This window comes from Kocuria sp. WN036 (genome assembly GCF_002287015.1).
Taxonomy (GTDB): domain Bacteria; phylum Actinomycetota; class Actinomycetes; order Actinomycetales; family Micrococcaceae; genus Kocuria; species Kocuria rosea.
In genome coordinates, this window is sequence record NZ_NSKF01000001.1 from 131,513 (window position 1) to 146,602 (window position 15,090).

The 15,090-nt window shown below is 74.4% G+C and carries 14 protein-coding genes; 4 read left to right on the forward strand and 10 right to left on the reverse strand.

Annotation, left to right across the window (positions count from 1 at the left end; all coding sequences use genetic code 11):
- Positions 1-88: 88 nt before the first annotated feature.
- Genes CK505_RS00630 through CK505_RS00660 form a run of 7 tightly spaced genes read right to left on the reverse strand, consistent with a single transcriptional unit; the run spans position 89 to position 7,781 of the window.
- A complete protein-coding gene (locus CK505_RS00630; protein ID WP_095649850.1) occupies positions 89-1,072 on the reverse strand; it encodes an ABC transporter permease in 984 nt (327 codons plus the stop codon).
- Entirely contained in the window at positions 1,062-1,835 is a 774-nt protein-coding gene (locus CK505_RS00635) for an ABC transporter ATP-binding protein (RefSeq protein WP_017833018.1), read from the reverse strand. Before CK505_RS00635 ends, CK505_RS00630 begins: the two co-directional genes overlap by 11 nt.
- Positions 1,832-2,968 carry an ABC transporter substrate-binding protein gene (locus CK505_RS00640; protein WP_017833017.1) on the reverse strand — a complete coding sequence of 379 codons (1,137 nt, stop codon included), beginning with the start codon at positions 2,966-2,968 and terminating at the stop codon, positions 1,832-1,834. Before CK505_RS00640 ends, CK505_RS00635 begins: the two co-directional genes overlap by 4 nt.
- A gap of 1 nt (position 2,969) precedes the next feature.
- Positions 2,970-4,361, reverse strand: a complete 1,392-nt coding sequence (locus CK505_RS00645; RefSeq protein WP_255250855.1) for a sulfate adenylyltransferase subunit 1 — start codon at positions 4,359-4,361, stop codon at positions 2,970-2,972.
- 2 nt (positions 4,362-4,363) lie between these two features.
- Positions 4,364-5,296 (reverse strand): sulfate adenylyltransferase subunit CysD, encoded by a 933-nt coding sequence (gene cysD / locus CK505_RS00650; RefSeq protein ID WP_031282790.1) that lies wholly within the window; start codon positions 5,294-5,296, stop codon positions 4,364-4,366.
- 26 nt (positions 5,297-5,322) lie between these two features.
- A complete protein-coding gene (locus tag CK505_RS00655) occupies positions 5,323-6,090 on the reverse strand; it encodes a phosphoadenylyl-sulfate reductase (RefSeq protein ID WP_017833014.1) in 768 nt (255 codons plus the stop codon).
- The gene (locus CK505_RS00660; protein WP_017833013.1) at positions 6,087-7,781 is read right to left on the reverse strand and encodes a nitrite/sulfite reductase; all 1,695 of its coding nucleotides are present in this window, start codon (positions 7,779-7,781) and stop codon (positions 6,087-6,089) included. The genes CK505_RS00655 and CK505_RS00660 overlap by 4 nt, the downstream gene beginning before the upstream one ends.
- Before the next feature lie 288 nt (positions 7,782-8,069).
- Between CK505_RS00660 and CK505_RS00665 the strand changes: the two genes are divergently transcribed.
- Positions 8,070-9,539 carry an NCS2 family permease gene (locus CK505_RS00665; protein WP_017833012.1) on the forward strand — a complete coding sequence of 490 codons (1,470 nt, stop codon included), beginning with the start codon at positions 8,070-8,072 and terminating at the stop codon, positions 9,537-9,539.
- The gene (locus CK505_RS00670) at positions 9,536-9,925 is read left to right on the forward strand and encodes a YchJ family protein (RefSeq protein WP_095649851.1); all 390 of its coding nucleotides are present in this window, start codon (positions 9,536-9,538) and stop codon (positions 9,923-9,925) included. Before CK505_RS00665 ends, CK505_RS00670 begins: the two co-directional genes overlap by 4 nt.
- 10 nt (positions 9,926-9,935) lie before the next feature.
- Here CK505_RS00670 and CK505_RS00675 read toward each other — a convergent pair whose 3' ends face one another.
- From CK505_RS00675 to CK505_RS00685, 3 genes are all read right to left on the reverse strand, one after another.
- A complete protein-coding gene (locus CK505_RS00675) occupies positions 9,936-10,301 on the reverse strand; it encodes a VOC family protein (protein WP_017833010.1) in 366 nt (121 codons plus the stop codon).
- 9 nt (positions 10,302-10,310) lie between these two features.
- Positions 10,311-11,195, reverse strand: a complete 885-nt coding sequence (locus CK505_RS00680) for an SDR family oxidoreductase (protein ID WP_017833009.1) — start codon at positions 11,193-11,195, stop codon at positions 10,311-10,313.
- Positions 11,196-11,306: 111 nt separating this feature from the next.
- Positions 11,307-12,332, reverse strand: coding sequence for an AraC family transcriptional regulator (locus CK505_RS00685; protein ID WP_095649955.1), 1,026 nt, complete (start codon positions 12,330-12,332; stop codon positions 11,307-11,309).
- A 69-nt stretch (positions 12,333-12,401) separates the two neighbouring features.
- On the opposite strand from CK505_RS00685, the gene CK505_RS00690 reads away from it, so the two are divergent.
- Positions 12,402-13,949, forward strand: coding sequence for an NAD(P)/FAD-dependent oxidoreductase (locus CK505_RS00690; protein WP_095649852.1), 1,548 nt, complete (start codon positions 12,402-12,404; stop codon positions 13,947-13,949).
- Positions 13,946-14,881 (forward strand): alpha/beta fold hydrolase, encoded by a 936-nt coding sequence (locus CK505_RS00695; RefSeq protein WP_095649853.1) that lies wholly within the window; start codon positions 13,946-13,948, stop codon positions 14,879-14,881. Before CK505_RS00690 ends, CK505_RS00695 begins: the two co-directional genes overlap by 4 nt.
- Positions 14,882-15,090: the final 209 nt, after the last annotated feature.

The window sequence follows — 15,090 nt, forward strand, 5'->3', positions numbered from 1 at the left end:
TCGATTGCGCGCACGGCGTCCGCCGCGCGCATCGTAGACCGGATACAAGGGTAGTGAATCCGGCGCAGAATCTCCTGGGTGCGGAGACTCACGAGCGGTGGCCGAGCAGCCCTCGCCCGCGCAGCAGGCGCCGTTCCACGGGGTTGAAAAAGAGCAGCTCCACGAGGATGCCCACGACGAGGATCGACAGCACGGCGACCATCACCACCGCCATGTTGGAGACCGTCCGCCCCTGCTCCAGCAGGGAGCCGAGGCCGAACCCGATGGAGCCGCCGATCGCGATGAGCTCGGCGCCCATGAGCGAGCGCCAGGAGAAGGCCCACCCCTGCTTGAGCCCGGCGAGGTACCCGGGCAGGGCGGCGGGGAGCACGACCTTGCTGGCCATGGTCCACCCCCGGGCGCCGAGCACGTGCCCGGCGCGGCGCAGCTGCGGCGGGATCTGGTCCACGCCCGCGAGCATGCCGTTGATGATGGAGGGGATGGCGCCCATGAGCACCACGAAGTACACCGTGGCGTCGGACAGGCCGAACCAGATGATCGCGGCGGGCACCCAGGCGATCGAGGGCAGCACCTGCAGCCCGGAGATGATCGGTCCCACGGCGTTGCGCAGCCCACGCCACTGGGCGATGAGCAGCCCCAGCGGCGTGGCGACCGCCGCCGCCACCAGGAAGCCGCTGATCCCCCGCCACAGGCTCGTTCCCAGGGCGCCCAGCACGGTGCCGTCGCCGACCAGCGCGCCGAACTGCCGCGCGACGTCCAGCGGGCCGGGCACGACGTCGGGGCGGGTGCCCAGGAGCGCGACGAGCAGCTGCCACAGCAGCAGGCCGGCCACCAGGGCGACCAGGGGCGGGGCGACCTTGGTGCGCAGCACTTCGCCCACCGAGGTCTTCCGGGTGCGCTCGGTCTGCAGCGCGTCGAGCCCGGCGAGCTCCTCACCGGTCCCGGCCGGGTCGCCGGACCGGTCCGGGGCGGGCCCGGGGACGGCCCGTTCCGCGCCGCGGCGGGGTGCCGGGGGCGCGGGCGCCACCGGCGGCGCGGCCGGGACGCCGGGCAGGGCGGTGTCATTTCGCATGGCGGCTGATCTCCTCGCGCAGACGTGCGGTGATGGTGCGGGTCAGCTCGCCGAGGGTGTCGTCGAGCGACTGCGCGCTGCCCTCGAAGCCGTAGGACTCGGGGTCCTTCCACGGGCGGGTGTCCCACTCCTGGACCACCTGACCGGGGCGGGAGGACATCAGCAGCACCCGCTGGCCCAGCCGCACGGCCTCGGCGACGTTGTGCGTGATGAACACGATCGTCCGGCCGGTGGTGCGCCAGACGCGCAGCAGCTCCTCGTGCAGCAGGTCCCGGGTGATGGCGTCGAGCGCGGAGAACGGCTCGTCCATGAGCAGGACCTCCCGGTCCTGGGCCAGGGCCCGGGCCAGGGCCACCCGCTGGCGCATCCCCCCGGAGAGCTCGTGCGGGCGCTTGTCCGCCGCGTGCGGCAGCCGGACCAGCTCGAGCAGCTCCCCGGCCTGGTCCCGCCGCCGGGCGGTGGGGACCCCGCGCAGCTCGAGAGCCAGCTCGACGTTGCGCCGCGCCGTGAGCCAGGGGAACAGCGCGGCGTCCTGGAACATCAGGGCCGCGCCCTCCGCGGGGACCGTCACGGAGCCCTCCGTCGGCTCCTCGAGGCCCGCGACGATGTTCAGCAGGGTGGACTTCCCGCAGCCGGAGGCGCCGAGCAGCGCGACGAACTGCCCGCGCTCCACGTCGAGGTCCACGTCCTGCAGGACGGGGCCGTCCTCGGGGGCGAAGCTCTTGCCGAGGCCGCGGAGCCGGATCGCGGTGGTGGTGCTCATGCGCCCCCCTCCGAGCCGGCGCGGACCCGGTCCAGGACCGTGGTGTCCACGAGCCCCTCGAGCGGGGCCTCCTCCGTGGTCCCCGCCGCCACGCCGTCGGCGAGCAGCTGCGGGTAGGTGTCCGCGAGGGGGTCGGTGGTCCACTCGACGGCCTCGAGCGCACCCGCGACCGTCGCCTCGGGCAGCGTCTCGGTCTGCGCGCTCTCCAGGCCCTCGTTCAGGGTGGAGGCCAGCAGCTCGGGCTCCGCCTCGTGCTCGTGCAGCCAGTCCACGGACCGCTGCAGACCGCGCACGAGCTCCTCGACGGTCTCCGGGTGGCGCTCGAGGTAGTCCTTGCGCACCACCAGGACGGTCGTGGGATAGCGCCCGTCCGCCCAGAGGTCCCGCTCGTCCACGAGGACCCGGGCGCCGTCCTGGACGGCACGGGTGGCCCAGGGCTGGGGCAGCCAGGCGCCGTCCACGCGGCCCTGCCGGAGCATCGAGATGGTCTGGCCGTTGGCCATGGGCGTGATCGCCACGGCGCGGTCCCCCTCGCCGTCGGCGTCGTACTCCTGCTCGGCGAGCCAGGTGCGCAGGGCCACGTCCTGGGTGCCGCCGAACTCGGGACTCGCCACGGTGCGCCCGGCCAGGTCCTCCGGGCCCGTGACGGCGGGGCGCACCACGAACTGCGCGCCGCCGGAGGCGGCGCCCGCGACCACGGCCAGCGAGCGGCCCTGGGAGCGGACGAAGGAGTTGATCGCCGGGTTGGGGCCCACGAACGCGGCGTCGATCGACCCGGCGTTCATGGCCTCCACCGCTGTGGGGCCGCTGTTGAAGACCTGCGCGGACAGCGCGGTGTCCCCCAGCTCCTGGGCGAAGTAGTCGTTCTCCAGTCCGACGAGGGCGGGGCCGTGCGTGAGGTTGCCGAAGTAGCCCAGCCGCAGCTCGGCGGCGTCCGAGGTCTCGACCGCGTCCGCCTCCCAGGCCGCGAGCGTCCCGTTGTCGCGCAGCGCGGTGGCGGCGACCGTCAGGGCGGCCAGGAGCGCCAGCGCGGTCAGCACCAGCGGCCATCCCCGGCGGCGGCGGCCCGAGGCGGCGCGCCCTCCGTCACCGGCGGTCACCGTGACGAGGGCGGGCGGCTGCTGCCCGCCCACCTCAGGCGTCCTGCACGAGCCCGGCGGCGAGCGTGTTGCCCGTGGCCGGGTCCACGACCAGGAAGGCGCCGGTGCGCCGCAGCCGGTCGTAGGGGTCGACGGGCAGCGGGGAGGCCAGCCGCAGCCGGACCCGCCCGATGTCGTTGAGCTCGAGGGTGCCGGCGTCCCGCAGCACCAGCTCCTCGAGGTCCAGCCGCCCCTCGAGCTCGACGACCATGGCCTGGACCGTGGCGGCGCCGTGCTTGACGAGCACGCGGGCGCGGGGCTGCAGGGGCCGCTCGCCGAGCCAGGCCACGGAGGCGACGAGGTCCCGGACGGGCTCCGGCAGCTCGTCGTCGGCGCTCGCGACGAGGTCGCCGCGGGCGATGTCGATGTCGTCGGCCAGCCGCAGCGTCACGGACAGCGGCGCCGCGGCCTCCGTGAGCTGCTCGCCGGGCAGGGGCGCTCCGGGGGCGGGCGCGGTGCCCGCCACGTCGATGCCGGTGACCGTGGTGCGCCGGCCCGCGGGCAGGACCACGACCTCGTCCCCGACCGCCACGGTGCCCGAGGCGATCTGGCCCGCGTAGCCGCGGTAGTCCCGCAGCCGCTCGGCGTCCGTGCCCGGGGCCGTGCCGCCCTGGGGGCGGATGACGTACTGGACGGGGAAGCGGAAGGGGCGGGCGGTGCCGCGGCCGGACTCGTCCACCGTGGGCAGCTCCTCGAGCACCCGCAGCAGCGGCCGCCCGGAGTACCAGGGGGTCCGCGCGGACGGCTCCACCACGTTGTCGCCCTCGAGGGCGGAGACGGGCACCACGTGCACGTCCTCGACCCCCAGCCGGGCGGCGATGCCCGTGGCGTCCGCCGCGACCCGGTCGAAGACCTCCTGGTCGTAGTCGACGAGGTCGATCTTGTTCACGGCGACCACCACGTGCGGCACGCGCAGCAGGGACACGACGGCCAGGTGCCGCCGGGTCTGCTCGACCACGCCGTGCCGGGCGTCCACGAGGAGCACGACGGCGTCGGCCGTCGAGGCCCCCGTGACCGTGTTCTTCGTGTACTGCACGTGGCCGGGGCAGTCCGCGAGGATGAAGGAGCGGCGGTCCGTGGCGAAGTAGCGGTAGGCCACGTCGATCGTGATCCCCTGCTCCCGCTCGGCGCGCAGGCCGTCGGTGAGCAGGGCGAGGTCGAGCCGGCCCGTGCCGCCGCCGAAGCCGCGCTCGGCGGAGGTCCGGCCCACGGCCTCGAGCTGGTCGGCGAGGATCGCCTTGGCGTCGTGCAGCAGCCGGCCCACCAGGGTGGACTTGCCGTCGTCGACGGAGCCGGCGGTCGCGAAGCGGAACAGCGAGCCGGGATCGATCGTGGGGACCTGCTCGGCCGCGGGGGCGTGCCCGGTCACGGTGCTGGGGGAAGTCATGTCTAGAAGTACCCGTCCTTCTTGCGGTCCTCCATGGCGGCCTCGGAGATCCTGTCGTCCGCGCGGGTGGCCCCGCGCTCGGTGAGCGTGGACACGGCGACCTCGGCCACCACGTCGGCCACGGTGCGCGCCCCGGAGAGCACGGCGCCGGTGCAGGACATGTCCCCCACGGTGCGGTAGCGCACGGTCTGCCGCTCCACGGCCTCGGCCCCGGCCGGCGCCGAGAACTCGCCCACGGCCATCCACATCCCGTCGCGGCGGAAGACGTCCCGCTCGTGGGCGTAGTAGATGGGCGGCAGCTCGATGTTCTCGCGCTCGATGTAGCGCCAGATGTCCAGCTCGGTCCAGTTGCTGATGGGGAACGCCCGCACGTGCTGGCCGGGGGTGTGCCGGCCGTTGTAGAGGTTCCACAGCTCGGGGCGCTGGTTGCGGGGGTCCCACTGGCCGAACTCGTCGCGCAGGGACAGGATCCGCTCCTTCGCGCGGGCCTTGTCCTCGTCGCGGCGGCCGCCGCCGAACACGGCGTCGAACCGGTGCTCCGCGATGGCGTCCAGCAGCGGGAGGGTCTGCAGCGGGTTGCGGGTGCCGTCGGCGCGCTCGAGCAGCCGGCCGTCGTCGAGGTAGTCCTGCACGCTCGCCACGACCAGCCGCAGGCCGAGCCGCTCCACGGTGCGGTCCCGGAACTCCAGCACCTCCGGGAAGTTGTGGCCCGTGTCCACGTGCAGCACGGGGAAGGGGATCCGGCCGGGCCAGAAGGCCTTGGCGGCCAGGTGCAGCATGACCACCGAGTCCTTGCCGCCGGAGAACAGCATGGCCGGGCGGTCGAACTCCGCCACGACCTCGCGCAGGATGTGGATGGACTCGGCCTCGAGCGCGTCGAGGCTGCTGTGCACGCCGGCCTCCGCGGGGGCCGGGGCGGTGGTGGGGGTGGTCACGTTCGCCTCCGTCGTGGTGGGTGCGCTCACAGGTGGATACCGCACTCGATCTTGTCCTGGCCGGCCCAGCGGCCCGCGCGCGGGTCCTCGCCCGGGGCGGTGGGCCGCGTGCAGGGGGCGCAGCCGATGGAGAGGTAGCCCTCCGCCATCAGCGGGTTCGTCGGCACGCCGTGGTCCTGCGACCACTCGACGAGGTCGTCGAGGCTCCAGCGCACCATGGGGTTGACCTTGACGAGCTTGTGGGTCTCGTCGAAGGTCACCATCGGGGCGTTGGTGCGGGTCCAGGACTCGTCCCGGCGCACGCCGGTGAACCACACCTCGTAGCCCTCCAGGGACTTCTTGAGCGGGGCCACCTTGCGGATCGCGCAGCACAGGCCGGGGTCGCGGGCGAAGAGGTCCTTGCCGTGCTTCTCGTCCTGCTCGGCCACGGTCAGCTCCGGGAGGGCGTCGACCACGGTGATGTCGAGCATGTGCGCCACGGCGTCCCGGGTGCCGATGGTCTCCGGGAAGTGGTAGCCGGTCTCGAGGAACAGCACGTCCACGCCGGGCAGCTGCTCGGCGACCAGGGCCGGGAGCACGGCGTCGGCCATCGAGCAGGCCACGGTGACGCTGCGCAGGTCGAAGTTCTCCGCGACCCAGCGGATGGCCTCCTCCGTGGAGGCCTCCCCCTCGGCCGGGACCCGGCCCTCGGCGTCCAGCTCGGCGTGCAGCGCGGCGGCGCCGGCCGCCGCCAGGTCGCGCAGCTGCTGCTCGTCCCGCAGCGCGGGGCGGGTGCCCGTGTCCGTGCCGGTCATGCCAGTTCACTCTCCTCGACCCGGTGGGTCCACTCGGCGAAGCTCTCGTCCTCGGTGCGCTGGGCCAGGAAGCGCCGGACCAGCCGCTCCACGTAGTCGGCGAGGTCGTCCTGGAAGACCTTCAGCCCGCGCACGGTCCGGCCCAGGCCGGCCTCCGCACGGTCGTCCGCGGCGAGCCCACCGCCCAGGTGGACCTGGTAGCCGGGCTTCTGCCCGCCGTCCTCGGTGGGCAGCAGCTGGCCCTTGAGCCCGATGTCCGCGGTCTGGATGCGGGCGCACGAGTTGGGGCAGCCGTTGACGTGCATCGAGATGGGGTGGGGTAGCTCCACGCCGTCGAGCCGCCGTTCGAGCTCGTCGATGGTGTCCGAGGCGGTCTGCTTGGTCTCGACGATCGCGAGCTTGCAGTACTCGATGCCGGTGCACGCCACGGTCGAGCGGCGGAACGCGGAGGGCCGCGCCTGCAGGTCCAGGGCGTCGAGGTCGGCGACGGCGTTCTCGACGTCGGCCTCCTCGATGTCGAGCAGCACGAGCTTCTGGTGCGGGGTGGTGCGCAGCCGGTCGGAGCCGTACTTCGCCATCACGTCGGCGAGGGCCAGTAGCTTCGCCCCGGAGACGCGGCCCACGCGCGGGGCCACGCCGATGTAGAACCGGCCGTCCTTCTGCCGGTGCACGCCGATGTGGTCGCCGGGGACGGCCGCCTTCTCCGGCGCGGGGCCGTCCGCGAGCGCGTAGCCGAGGTACTCGTCCTGGAGCACCTGCCGGAACTTCTCCGGGCCCCAGTCCTGGACCAGGAACTTCAGCCGGGCGCGGTTGCGCAGCCGCCGGTAGCCGTAGTCGCGGAAGATGCTCGTGACGCCCTTCCACACCTCGGGGGCCTGCTCCTCGGTCACGAACGCGCCGAGGCGCTTGCCGAGGAACGGCACCACGGACAGGGCGCCGCCGACCCACAGGTCGTAGCCGGGGCCGAGCTCGGGGTGGACCACGCCCACGAGGGCGCAGTCGTTGATTTCGTGCACCACGTCCAGGGACGGGTGGCCGGTGATCGCGGTCTTGTACTTGCGCGGCAGGTTGGAGAACTCCGGGGAGCCGATCCAGGTGGACTTGATCCGCTCGATCACCGGGGTGGGGTCGATGATCTCGTCCTCGGCGATCCCGGCGAGCGGGGAGCCCAGGATCACGCGCGGCACGTCCCCGCAGGCCTCGACGGTGTCCAGTCCCGCGTCCTCGAGCCGGCGCCAGATCTCGGGGACGTCCTCCACCCGGATCCAGTGGTACTGGATGTTCTGCCGGTCCGTGATGTCGGCCGAGTCCCGCGCGAAGTCCGCGGAGATCTGCCCGAGCACCCGCAGCTGCTCGCGGGTCAGGGCCCCGCCGTCGAGCCGGACGCGCATCATGAAGTACTCGTCCTCGATCTCGGCGTCGGACAGCGAGCCCGTCCGCCCGCCGTCGATGCCCGGCCGGCGCTGGGTGTAGAGGCCCCACCAGCGGAAGCGCCCGTGCAGGTCCTGGGGGTCGATCGAGGCGAAGCCGTGCTTCGAGTAGACCTCCTCGATCCGGGTGCGCACGTTGAGCCCGTCGTCGGCCTGCTTGAAGACCTCGTTGGGGTTCAGGGGGTCCCGGCCGTCGACCTTCCACTGCCCCTCGGCCTTCGGCTTCCGGGCAGCGCGGGGCGCGCGCGTCGTCTGTGTCATGCGCTCGATTGTTCGCGCGTCCCGCTGGACAGTCACGCCGGTCGTCACAAACCGCCACGAACCGTCGTGACGGGACACAGGGGTGGACACGGGGCCCGGCGTGTGCAAGGACACCGGGCCCGCGGCCCGGCGTCGTCCCGGCGGCGTCCCGTCCCGGCGGGGACGGGCCCCGGCGCGCCCGGACGCGGGGAGGTAGTGTCGTCCCGGTGGCACGCCGGTGCCGCCGTCAGCCCGGGAGCGTCCCCTGTGGAGTCGTGCTCCCTCCCGTCGAGTGCCTGAAGGACCGCCATGGCATCCTCCGCTTCCGTCTCCACCGAGACCCCCTCCGGTCCGCCGCGCAACGGCCTGGACCGCTTCTTCAAGATCAGCGAGCGCGGCTCCTCGGTGGCGAGCGAGGTCCGCGGCGGCGTGGCGACGTTCATCGCGATGAGCTACATCGTGGTCCTCAACCCGCTGATCCTCGGCTACGGCCCGGACGGCGCCGGCAACATCCTTGGCGGTGAGCGGGTCGCGGCCGTGACGGCGCTCGTCGCCGGGGTGCTGACCATCCTCATGGGCGTCGTGGCCCGCGCGCCCTTCGCGATCGCCACGGGCCTGGGCGTCAACGCGTTCCTCGCCGTGACGATCGTGACCACCCCGCAGCTCACGTGGCCCCAGGTGATGGGGCTGGTCGTGTGGGCGGGCCTGATCATGTTCGTCCTGGTGCTCACCGGCTTCCGCACCGCCGTGTTCAACGCCGTGCCGGCGTCCCTGAAGACCGCCATCGTGGTGGGGATCGGCCTGTTCATCGCCCTGATCGGCTTCGTGAACGCCGGCTTCGTGCGCCGCATCCCGGACGCCGCCGGCACCACCGTGCCCGTGCAGCTCGGCGACGGCGGGACGCTGCTGGGCTGGCCCATGCTCACGTTCGTGGTCGGCCTGCTCCTGACCGTGGCCCTCATCGTCCGCAACGTCCGCGGCGCGATCCTGATCGCCGTGGTCGCCACCACGATCCTCGCCCACGTGCTCGAGGCGGTCGTCCCGTCCGGCTCCTCCGTGGACGCCCCCACCGGGTGGTCGCTCGTCGTGCCCGCGGCCCCCACCTCCTTCGTGGCGCTGCCGGACCTCTCCCTCGTGGGCTCGGCCGCCCCGCTCGAGGCGTTCCGGAGCCTCGGGGCGCTCGCCGCGGCGCTGCTGATCTTCACGATCCTGCTCTCCATCTTCTTCGACGCGATGGGCACGATGGTCGGGCTCTCCCAGCAGGCCGGGCTCGTGGGCCGCAACGGGCAGATCCAGAACGTGGACAAGATCCTGCTGGTGGACGCCGCCGGCGCGATCGCCGGCGGCGCGGGCTCCGTGTCCTCCAACCAGATCTTCGTGGAGTCCTCCACCGGCATCGCCGACGGCGCCCGCACCGGCCTGGCCAACGTGGTCACCGGCGTGCTGTTCCTGCTCGCCATGTTCATCACCCCGCTGGTCAACGTGGTGCCGTTCGAGGCCGTGGCCCCGGCCATGGTCGTGGTGGGCTTCCTCATGGCCAAGCAGGTCGTGCGCATCGAGTGGGACGACTGGGGCCTGTCCGTGCCGTCCTTCCTGACGTTCGCCGTCATGCCGTTCACCTACTCGATCGCGGACGGCATCGGCGCGGGATTCGTCTCCTACGTCTTCATCCGCCTCGTGCAGGGCCGCGGCAAGGAGGTCCACCCGCTCATGTACGTGGTGGCGGCGGCCTTCGTGGTGTTCTTCGGCAAGGGCGTGGTCGAGGGCTGGATGGCGTGATCGACGACGACGCCCGCTGCCCCTGCGGCACCGGGGAGACCTACGGCGCGTGCTGCGGGCGCTTCCACGGCGGCCGCCCGGCGCCCACGGCCGAGCTGCTGATGCGCTCGCGGTTCAGCGCCTTCGCCGCCGGGGACGATGCCTATCTGCTGGCCACGTGGCACCCGGGCATGCGCCCGGCGTCCGTGGACCTGGACCCCGCGCTGCGCTGGACCCGGCTCGACGTCCACGGGGTGACGGGCGGCGGCCCCTTCGACGACGAGGGGTGGGTGGACTTCACCGCGCACCGGCGCGGCCCGGACGGGGCGCGGGGGGCCCAGCGGGAGAACTCCCGGTTCCGGCGCGAGGACGGCCGGTGGTACTACGTGGACGGCGTGCTCGCCTGAGCCCGCCGGCTCAGTCCTCCTCGAGGTCGGAGAGCACGCAGAACTCGTTGCCCTCCGGGTCGGCCAGCACCACCCAGGTCACCTCGGGCCCCTGGCCCACGTCCACGCGGCGGGCGCCGATGGACTCCAGGCGGGCGACCTCGGAGTCCCGGTCGGTGTCCACGGCGCGCAGGTCGAGGTGCAGCCGGTTCTTGACGGTCCGGGGCTCGGGGACGACCACGAAGTCGAGGTGCGGGCCGCTGCCCTCCGCGGGCACGATGCCCACGAACCCCTCGGCCTCCGCGTGGACGACGTAGCCCAGGGCGGCGCACCAGAAGCGGGCGAGGGTCTCGGGATCGCGGCAGTCGACGACGACGGCGGACAGGGTGCTGGTCATGCGCTCAGCCTAGGCCCGGCGCCGCCGCCCGGGAAGACGCCGCAGGACCCGGGGCGCATGCTTCAGGACCCGGGGCGCGTGCCGCAGGACCGGCCAGTAGGAGCCCGGGAGGACTCGCGCCACGAGGTCCGGCAGCACGGCGCTGGGCGCCACGAGCAGCCGGTTCCGGCGCCGCTCCACCGCCCCCAGGATGTCGGCGGCCGCACGCTCCGCCGGATAGCTGAGCAGCGCCGCGAAGTCCTCCCGGTCCTTCCGCGCACGCTCCTCCGACACCCCGGCCGGGGTGCGGGCGGTCTCGGCGATCCTGGTCCGGACCCCGCCCGGGTGCACCACGGTGACCCCCACCCGGCCCGCCAGCTCGTGGCGCAGGCCCTCGGAGAACCCGCGCAGGGCGTACTTGCTCGCGGAGTACGCCACCTGCCCGGGCGGGGCGATGAGGCCGAACAGGCTGGAGAGGTTGACCAGGTGGCTGCCGGGGGCGGCGAGCAGGGCGGGCAGCAGCTCGCGGGTGAGCACCACCGGCGCCCGGAAGTTGATGTCCATGAGCCAGTCGAACTCCTCGGCGGAGACCTGCTCGAAGGTCCCGCCCAGGCCCACCCCCGCGTTGTTGACCAGCAGGTCGATCCGCGGGTGCTCGGCCCGGATCCGCTCGGCCACGCCCGGCAGCGCGGACAGCTCGGCGAGGTCGGCCACGACCGTGCGCACCGGCAGGTCCGGGTGCCCCGCGCGGATCGCCCCGGCGACGGTCTCGAGTCCCGCGGCGTCCCGGTCGAGGAGCACCAGGTGGGTGCCGCGGGCGGCGAGGCCGTGGGCCAGCTGCTCGCCGATGCCGGAGGCGGCGCCGGTGAGCACCGCGGTGGCGCCGGCGAAGCGGAAGGGTGCGGACGGGGACACGGGCTGCTCCTGGGGTCGGGGTCGTGGATCGGGGCCTGCTGTCCAGTGTGCGGGCGGGCACCGGTCACCGCTTGACCCACCGCGACAGGAAGTTGACGCGCGGCGACACCGTCAGCCGACCGGGACGCCCCGGCGGCGGACGTCCCGCGGCGGGGCACCCCACCAGCGGCGGGCGCACCGGGTGAGCGCCGAGGACTCCGAGAGCCCCACGAGTCCGGCGATCTGGCCGAGGGGGACGTCGGTGGTGGTGAGCCAGCGCAGGGCCGCGCTGCGCCGGGTCTCGTCCAGGACGGCGCCGAAGGTGGTGCCCTCCTCGGCGAGCCGGCGCTGCAGGGTGCGGGGGTGCAGGTCCAGCACCCGGGCCACGGCCTCGATCTCCGGGGACGCGGTGCCGAGCAGCTGCACCAGCACGCCCCGGACCCGGGGCGCCCACGCGGAGCCGGGCCCGGGGAGCTGGGTGTCGAGGAAGGCGAGCGCCACCTGCCGGACCCCGGCGTCCCCGTGCAGCGGGCGGGCGAGCGTGCTGGTGGGGATCCGCAGGAGGACGTCGGGGCGGCCGGTGCGCACGGGTGCCCCGAAGAACTCCTCGTAGACCCGCAGCGGCGCCGCCGGCCGGTGGGCCAGCTCGACCGTGCGCAGCCCGTAGCGGCCCCCCACCAGGGAGCTCAGGGCCCGGTGCAGCAGGCCCAGGCCCAGGTCGGTGCCCTGCGGGCTGCCGCGCCCGGGGTCCCGGGCGGTCGCGGCGGAGCCGCCGTAGCGCACCGCCGTCACCCCGCGGGCCCCGTAGGGGTCCGGCACCAGCGCCAGCTCGAGGGACGGGGCGTGGACGAAGAGGTAGCGGGAGGTGCACTCGAGGGCGTCGCGCACCGTCTCCGAGTGGCGGGCGGCGAGCGCGAGCGGGCCGAGCACGCCCGGGTCCTGCCGGGCGGCGACCCGCAGCCCCAGGTCGGGGCAGTCCAGCTCCCGGGCGGCGGTCTCCAGCACCCGCGCGACGGCCCGCTCGGGGACCAGGAGGTCGTCGGTGTCCAGGGCCGACCGGGGCAGGCCGGCGGCGTCGGCCAGGGCCTCGGCGTTCCCGCCGAGCTCCGCGACCGCGGCGCGGAAGCCGCGCAGACCTGCGGACCGGATGACCGTCATGTCGCCCAGGGTCAAGCAATCGTCGCGCAGCGTCAAGTCCTGGCGGGCGCGCCGGGCGATCCTGGAAGCATGCGAGCACCTTCCACCGCCAGCGAGCCGCCCCGCGAGATCCCCGGCGGCACCGACCACCGGGACGTCGTCGTCGTCGGAGCCGGCCTGTCCGGCATCGGCGCGGCCTACCGCCTGCAGACCGAGCGCCCCGAGCTGTCCTACGCCGTGCTGGAGGCCCGGGACGACCTCGGCGGGACCTGGGACCTGTTCCGCTACCCGGGCGTGCGCTCCGACTCGGACATGTTCACGCTCGGCTACTCCTTCAAGCCGTGGCGGGACCCGCAGGCGCTCGCGGACGGCCCGTCGATCCTCGCGTACATCCACGAGACGGCGGAGGAGTTCGGCATCGACCGGCACCTCCGCCTCCGCACCCGGGTGGTCTCGGCCGACTGGTCCGGCGCCGAGCAGCGCTGGAGCCTGGGCCTCGAGGTGCGGGACGAGGACGGCGCCGTCCACCGGCGCAGCATGACGTGCTCGTTCCTGTACTCGTGCGCCGGCTACTACGACTACGACCGCGGCCACGACGCCGCGCTGCCCGGCCTGGAGGACTTCGGCGGCCGGGTGGTGCACCCGCAGTTCTGGCCCGAGGACCTGGACTGGACGGGCCGGCGCGTGCTGGTGGTCGGCAGCGGCGCCACCGCCGTGACCCTCGTGCCGGCCATGGCGCGGACCGCCGCGGGCGTGACCATGCTGCAGCGCTCCCCCACGTGGATCAGCGCCGTGCCCGGCCGGGACAGGCGGGCCGACGCGCTGCGTCGGCTCCTGCCCGCGGGGCTCGCCCACCGGGTCATCCGCGCCAAGAACATCCTGTTCAGCACGGCCGTGTACCAGTTCTGCCGCCGCCGCCCGGCCGCGGCCCGGGCGTTCTTCACGTCCCGGGCCGCGCGCATCCTCGGCTCCGAGGAGCTCGTGGCCGAGCACTTCACCCCGTCCTACGACCCCTGGGACCAGCGGTTGTGCGCCGTTCCGGACGCGGACCTGTTCAAGGCGCTGAAGCGGGGGCGGGCCGAGGTGGTCACCGGCGCGATCGACACGTTCGTGCCCGAGGGGGTCCGGCTGAGCGGGGGCCGGGTCCTCGAGGCCGACCTCGTGGTCACCGCCACGGGCCTGCGGCTGCTCCCCTTCGGCGGGATCGTCCTGACCGTGGACGGGACGCCGGTGGAGCTCGCCGAGCAGTTCGTGTGGAACGGGGCGATGCTGACCGGCGTGCCGAACTTCGCGCTGTGCATCGGCTACACCAACGCGTCCTGGACCCTGCGCGCGGACCTCACCCACCGGCTGGTGTGCAGGGTGCTGCGGCACCTGGAGCGCCACGACGCCGGGGCCGTGGTGCCGCGCGCCCCCCGGGGCATGGCCGAGCAGCCGCTGCTGGACCTCAGCTCCGGCTACGTCCGGCGCGCGATCGGCGCCTTCCCGCGCCAGGGCGACCGGCACCCGTGGCGGGTGCGGCAGAACTACCTGCTGGACTCCGCGACCACCCTGCGCACCCCGCTGTCCCGCACCCTCGACCTGATCCCCCGCACCGCGGCCCGCCGCGGCGCCCGCCCGCAGGAGGCCCACGCATGACCGACCGACACGCGCCCGTCCCCGCCGCAGACTCCCCCGCCGGCACCCCGGAGGCCACGACGACGACGGTGGAGGTCGCCGGCCGGCCCGTGCGCACCCGCCGCTCCGGGCCCGCGCAGGCGCCGCCGGTCGTGCTGCTGCACGGCATCGGCCGGAGCCTCGAGGACTGGTCGGCCGCCCACGACCTGCTGGCGCGGGACCACTGCGTGCTGAGCATGGACCTCCCCGGCTTCGGGCTCACCCCCGCCGGCGCGGACCGGCCGGGGCTCGGGACGTTCGCCCGCGCCGTGGTCGGCGTGCTCGACGCGCTCGGCGAGCAGCGGCCGGTGCACCTCATGGGCAACTCCCTGGGCGGCGCCGTGGCCATGACCGTGGCCGCCGAGCACCCAGGGCGGGTCGCGGGGCTGCTGCTCGCCAACAGCGCCGGGTTCGGCCGGGAGGCCAACGTCTCCCCCCTGCCCATGGTGTGGGCGGGGCTGTCCCGGCTGCCCGTGGTGGGCCGCCGGTTCCGGCCCCTGGCGCGGGCCGCCGCGGTGCGGTCGAACCAGAACTGCTTCTTCGACCCGGCCCTGGCCACCCCGGAGCTGCTGCGGCACGCGGCACGGGTGGGCGCCCAGCCGGACTTTCGGGCCACGTTCCTGGGCACCTACCGGAGCATCGGGCTGCCGGTGATCGGCGTCCTGCCCGGCTGGCGCAGGGCCCTGCTGGAGAAGGTGCGGGCAACGGGCCTGCCCGTGCTCGTGGTGTGGGGCGAGGCCGACGCCGTGCTGCCGGCCCACCACGCCGAGGCCGCGGCCGCCGCCCTGCCCGGCGCCCGGCTGCACGTCTTCCCGGACACCGGGCACATGCCGCAGATCGAGCGCACCCAGGAGCTGGTGGAGCTGGCCCGGGAGTTCGTGGCGTCGGTCGAGGCCTCGCGCGCCTCCCGCTGATCCCCGAGCCCACCGGAACGCCGCCGCGGGGTCGCCTCCGCGCCCAGCACACGCGGCGGGTCGCGTTCCGACGTTCAGCACACGCGGCGGGTCGCGTTCCGACGTTCAGCACACGCGGCGGGTCGCGTTCCGACGTTCAGCGCGGCATGTTCTCGCCAATGGCGACCCCTCGGCCACAAGGGAGCGACGAGCGGAGCCACGAGGGGCGT

Excerpts from the sequence above, each read along its gene's own strand:
- CK505_RS00645 (WP_255250855.1), bottom strand. The coding sequence starts at position 4,361 with ATGACTTCCCCCAGCACCGTGACCGGGCACGCCCCCGCGGCCGAGCAG.
- CK505_RS00630 (WP_095649850.1), bottom strand. The coding sequence starts at position 1,072 with ATGCGAAATGACACCGCCCTGCCCGGCGTCCCGGCCGCGCCGCCGGTG.
- CK505_RS00690 (WP_095649852.1), top strand. The coding sequence starts at position 12,402 with ATGCGAGCACCTTCCACCGCCAGCGAGCCGCCCCGCGAGATCCCCGGC.
- CK505_RS00655 (WP_017833014.1), bottom strand. The coding sequence starts at position 6,090 with ATGACCGGCACGGACACGGGCACCCGCCCCGCGCTGCGGGACGAGCAG.
- CK505_RS00635 (WP_017833018.1), bottom strand. The coding sequence starts at position 1,835 with ATGAGCACCACCACCGCGATCCGGCTCCGCGGCCTCGGCAAGAGCTTC.
- CK505_RS00660 (WP_017833013.1), bottom strand. The coding sequence starts at position 7,781 with ATGACACAGACGACGCGCGCGCCCCGCGCTGCCCGGAAGCCGAAGGCC.
- CK505_RS00685 (WP_095649955.1), bottom strand. The coding sequence starts at position 12,332 with ATGACGGTCATCCGGTCCGCAGGTCTGCGCGGCTTCCGCGCCGCGGTC.
- CK505_RS00675 (WP_017833010.1), bottom strand. The coding sequence starts at position 10,301 with ATGACCAGCACCCTGTCCGCCGTCGTCGTCGACTGCCGCGATCCCGAG.
- CK505_RS00665 (WP_017833012.1), top strand. The coding sequence starts at position 8,070 with ATGGCATCCTCCGCTTCCGTCTCCACCGAGACCCCCTCCGGTCCGCCG.
- CK505_RS00695 (WP_095649853.1), top strand. The coding sequence starts at position 13,946 with ATGACCGACCGACACGCGCCCGTCCCCGCCGCAGACTCCCCCGCCGGC.